Origin of the sequence: Sphingomonas sp. FUKUSWIS1 (assembly GCF_000733135.1) — a bacterium.
Classification (GTDB): domain Bacteria; phylum Pseudomonadota; class Alphaproteobacteria; order Sphingomonadales; family Sphingomonadaceae; genus Sphingomonas; species Sphingomonas aerolata.
On record NZ_JPJC01000038.1, the window covers coordinates 1 to 4,049 of the forward strand.

Below are 4,049 nucleotides of genomic sequence, written 5' to 3' on the forward strand. Positions count from 1 at the left end.
GCACCCAGCCGGAAGAACGGATCGAAGCTGCGCAGGATGTCGCCATTCGCCCCCGCCGGCGCGATCGCTGCCGGGCGCCACGCGCCGAGCGGCGTCACCGGCGCCACCGCGACCCAGATCAGCCGCGCGCATTGCACCGCCAGCCCCGCCATCAGCGCGAGCTCGGCGGCGGAATATACCGTGATCACGGGCAGCCGCCGCAGGATACGGCGCGCCCGTGCGTCGATCGTCAATCGCATGAGCGAACCCCCTCCCGACGCGGTGCCGCCGCCATTGGCGCCCCCAATGGCGCTAGGCATGCCATGTTACAGTTACGCGTCAATCTGGCGATAGATTTATGCCGCGCTGGCGCAAGCGCGGATTGCCCGGCAAAACAGCATCATGGTCATCCGCTCCGCCGACACGCCGCCCGCCCCCTCTCCGGTCTCGCTCGGCAGCGGCCTGCCCGCCGAGCCGGTCGTCGCACGGCTGACCGCAGCCCCCGGGGTCCAGCGCGTGCCGAGCCCCAAGCTGACGCTGTTCCTCAACCGCAGCTTCCTGCCGCCCGCGCTGTGCGCCGCACTGCTCGAGCGGATCGACGCCGTCCGCCGCCCGTCGACGATTTCCGATTCGAACGGCGATGCGAGCTACCGGACGAGCGAGACGGGCGACCTCGACCCCGCCGATCCGGTGGTCACCGACGTCGAGGCGCGGATCGCCGCGCTGACCGGGCTCGACGGCCTTTATGGCGAACCGCTCCAGGGGCAGCGTTATGCGGTGGGGCAGGAGTTCAAGGGCCATACCGATTATTTCGAGCCGACCGGTGTCGACTATGACCGCTATTGCAGCGTCGCGGGCAATCGCACCTGGACCGTGATGGTCTATCTCAACCAGCCCGAGGCAGGCGGCGCGACGCGGTTCAAGGCGATCGACAAGATCGTCCAGCCCGAGACCGGCAAGCTGCTCGCCTGGAACAACCGCCGGCCCGACGGCTCGCCCAACCCCGCGACGCTCCACCACGGCATGAAGGTCCGCAGCGGCGTCAAATACGTCATCACGAAATGGTACCGCGAGCGCCCCTGGGGGTAGCCGCCCCTACCCCGGTACCCGGGATTCAGAGCCACGCAGCGGTCCGCCCGTGACCCTGGGTCCCGGCGTTCGCCGGGATGACGGAGGGGTGGCAGATGAACCGCTCACCCCACCCACCCGTCATCCTGGGCTCGACCCAGGATCCAGAGCCGAGCAGCGCCGTCCTTTGGAACTCTGGATCCCAGCCTTCGCTGGGATGACGGGCCGGTGGCAGGCCCCCCGGCCCAGCCCCGCCGCCGCCCGACCTCAGAACGTCGTGCTCAGCCCCAGCGTGAAGACCCGGCCAAGATTGTAGCGGTTGATGAACACCTGCGCGCCATTGTCGAAGGTCTGGCCTTCCTGAAACCGCGTGCCGGTCAGGTTGCGCGCTTCGGCCTTCAGTTCCCATTTGCCGCCAACGAGCTCGAAGCCCTGCCGTGCGACCAGGTCGAGGCGGATGCCGGGCTTTTCGATGATGTCGGGCTGGAAGCCGACGCCGCTGAGGTTCGAGGGGCCGCGGTTGGTCACGCGGTTGCTCGCATAGTTGAACAACAGCGTGATCGCCGAGAGCGACGCCGTATCCTCGAGCCCGACCTGGACGTTGACCAGATGATCCGACTGGCCGGTCAGTGACGCGCCGTCGCGGAACTGGAGCGAGGCCGGACCGAAGCCCGCCTGGCACCCGCCGAGCGTCTGGTTGAGCACGTTCGGGACGCAGCTATTGTCCGCGGTGATCGACGATTTCGAATAGGTGTAGTTGGCGATGAACAGCGCGCGGCGCGTCGCGAAAAAGTCCGAATTGAGGAAGTCGAGGTCGAAATATTTCTGGAGCTCGACCTCCGCGCCATAGAGCGTCGCCTCGGGCAGGTTGGTGAAGCCGGTCTGCAGCCGGTCGTCCGCGCCGGTGTAGAAGCCGACCTGCTCGACCGGGTTCTTGATCTCCTTGTAGAAGCCGCCGAGCGTGAAGCGCTGGTCGCGCGCGAAGAACCACTCGTAGCGGCCCTCGAGATTGTAGAGCTCCGAGTCCTTCAGCAGCGGGTTGCCGAAGAACAGCCGATCCGATTCGGGATCGCGGAACTGCTGCGGTGCGAGCTCGCGGAACTGCGGGCGCGAGATCGTCTTCGACGCGCTCGCACGCAGCTGCATGTTGTTCGCGAAATTATAGGTGAGCGTCGCGGCGGGCAGGAAATAATCGTTCTTCAGCCGCGTCGTCGTCGTGCCGATCGGCGTCACCTGCTCCTCGGCGGTCTCGTAGCGGACGCCGATCGTCGCACGGACGCCGTCGGTCGCCTCGGCCTCGGCCTGGACATAGCCCGCATGGATGCGCAGCGACGCGTCATAGGCATAGGCGCCGAGCGGCGTGCTGAACTGCAGCTGGATCTGGTTCGCGTTGAGCGAATCGATCCCGAGCAGATAGTCGGGACGCAGCAGGTTGTAGGGATAGCCCGGCGCGGTGCCGCCGCCCGCGGCGGTCTGATAGTTGAACTGGAGGCGCGTCGAATTGCGCTTCGTGTCCGAATAGAAATAGCCGGTCGACAGCGTCATCGGCCGCTCGGTGTCGAGCTTGTACGACAGGTCGCCCTGCCCGGTGTACAGATCCTCGTTCAGCTCGCTGAAGATGATCGAGGCGAACGGCGTGAAGCGCTGGGTCACCTGATAGGCGCCGTTGCACTGCGCGCCGTCCGAGCCGTTGGGCGCCTCGACGCTGATCGGCAGGCCGGTCGTGGTGGTTGCCGAGCACAGATAGTCGAACTGCCGCTCGTACGGCGCGTTGCGCTTCGAATTGGCATAGGCGCCGCGCGCGTCGAATTTCAGCGCGTCGGTCAGCTTGAATTCGCCGACCAGCTGGCTCTCGAACAGCTGGCGTTCGAACCAGTTGGTGTTCTGCTGGAAACGCAGCCCGCTCGAATTGTTGTAGACGGTCGCCGACGATCCGCGCGCCTGCTTCAGCGTGTCGTGGATATAGACGGTGGTCGAGCGGATCGTGTTCGGGCCGAATTCGTACCCCAGCCCGATCAGCGCGTTGGTGACGATCCGGTTGTCGGTCAGCAGCGTCTGGAAATCATTGCGCAGCGTGCCGTCGGTCGACACCGAATCCTGCTGAGTCGACGAGCGCGTGCGGAAGGTGTTGCTCGCGCTCAGCGACGCGATGATGCCCAGCCGGTCCGAGCCGAAGTCGAACACCGATCCGCCGCTCAGCTCGCCCGACCAGTTAGCCGGCAGCTGATTGTTGCGCTGGAGCAGCGTCGTGTTCGCGTTGGTCAGCTGCGCGACCTGGTCGGTCGGGATGATCCCGGTGCCGCCGGGCGCGTTCTTGATGAAGGCGGGCACCTTGCGCGCGCCGTCGTCGAAGCCGATCCAGTCCGCATCGCCGCCATAATAGGTATAGCCGAGCTCGCTGGTCGTCACGGTGTCGGCAGAGATCGACCCGCCGATGCTCAGGAAGTTCTTCTCCGGGATCGCCTTGGTCGTGAGGTTGATCACGCCGCCGCCGAATTCGCCGGGATAGTTCACCGAATAGGTCTTCTGGACCAGCGCCGAGCCAACGATCGCGGTCGGGAAGATGTCGAGCGGAACCGACCGGCGGAGCGGCTCGGGGCTCGGCAAGGGCGAACCGTTGAGCAGCGACGACGAATAGCGATCGCCGAGGCCGCGGACATAGACGAAGCCGCCGCCGACGACGCTGAGGCCGGTGACGCGCGTCAGTGCGCCGGCGATGTCGCCCTCGCCCGTCCGCGCGATGTCCGCGCTCGACAGCACCGAGACGATCTGTGCGGTCGCGCGCACGGTGTTCGGGATGTTGCGCCCGACGACGACGATGTCCTCGCCCGCTGCGGCGTCATAGCCGGGGCTGGAGACCTCGACGCCGGCTTCGGGTGCGGCCTGCGGTGTGGCCTGCTGTGTGGTCTGCTCTTGGGCCGTCGTGCCCGGCGTCGCGGCATTGGTCTGGTCCGCCTCGGCCTGCGGCGTCGCGGCGGGCCGGGGCGGTGCGGCCGGCGCGG

Annotated in this window: 2 protein-coding genes and 1 pseudogene; 1 reads left to right on the plus strand and 2 read right to left on the minus strand. The window is 67.0% G+C overall.

Annotated elements, in window-relative coordinates:
- Positions 1-239 (minus strand): annotated as a pseudogene (locus sphsw_RS03450) (type II secretion system protein N); the annotation flags it as partial.
- A 142-nt stretch (positions 240-381) separates the two neighbouring features.
- Between sphsw_RS03450 and sphsw_RS03455 the strand changes: the two are divergent.
- The gene (locus tag sphsw_RS03455) at positions 382-1,068 is read left to right on the plus strand and encodes a prolyl hydroxylase family protein (protein WP_042466491.1); all 687 of its coding nucleotides are present in this window, start codon (positions 382-384) and stop codon (positions 1,066-1,068) included.
- Positions 1,069-1,314: 246 nt separating this feature from the next.
- Here the strand turns inward: sphsw_RS03455 and sphsw_RS03460 are convergent.
- The coding region (locus sphsw_RS03460) for a TonB-dependent receptor domain-containing protein (RefSeq protein WP_031439382.1) at positions 1,315-4,049 on the minus strand (2,735 nt) is incomplete at its 5' end.

What these genes read in the sequence shown, in the direction of transcription:
- sphsw_RS03455 (WP_042466491.1), top strand. Translation starts at nt 382, where the DNA reads ATGGTCATCCGCTCCGCCGACACGCCGCCCGCCCCCTCTCCGGTCTCG.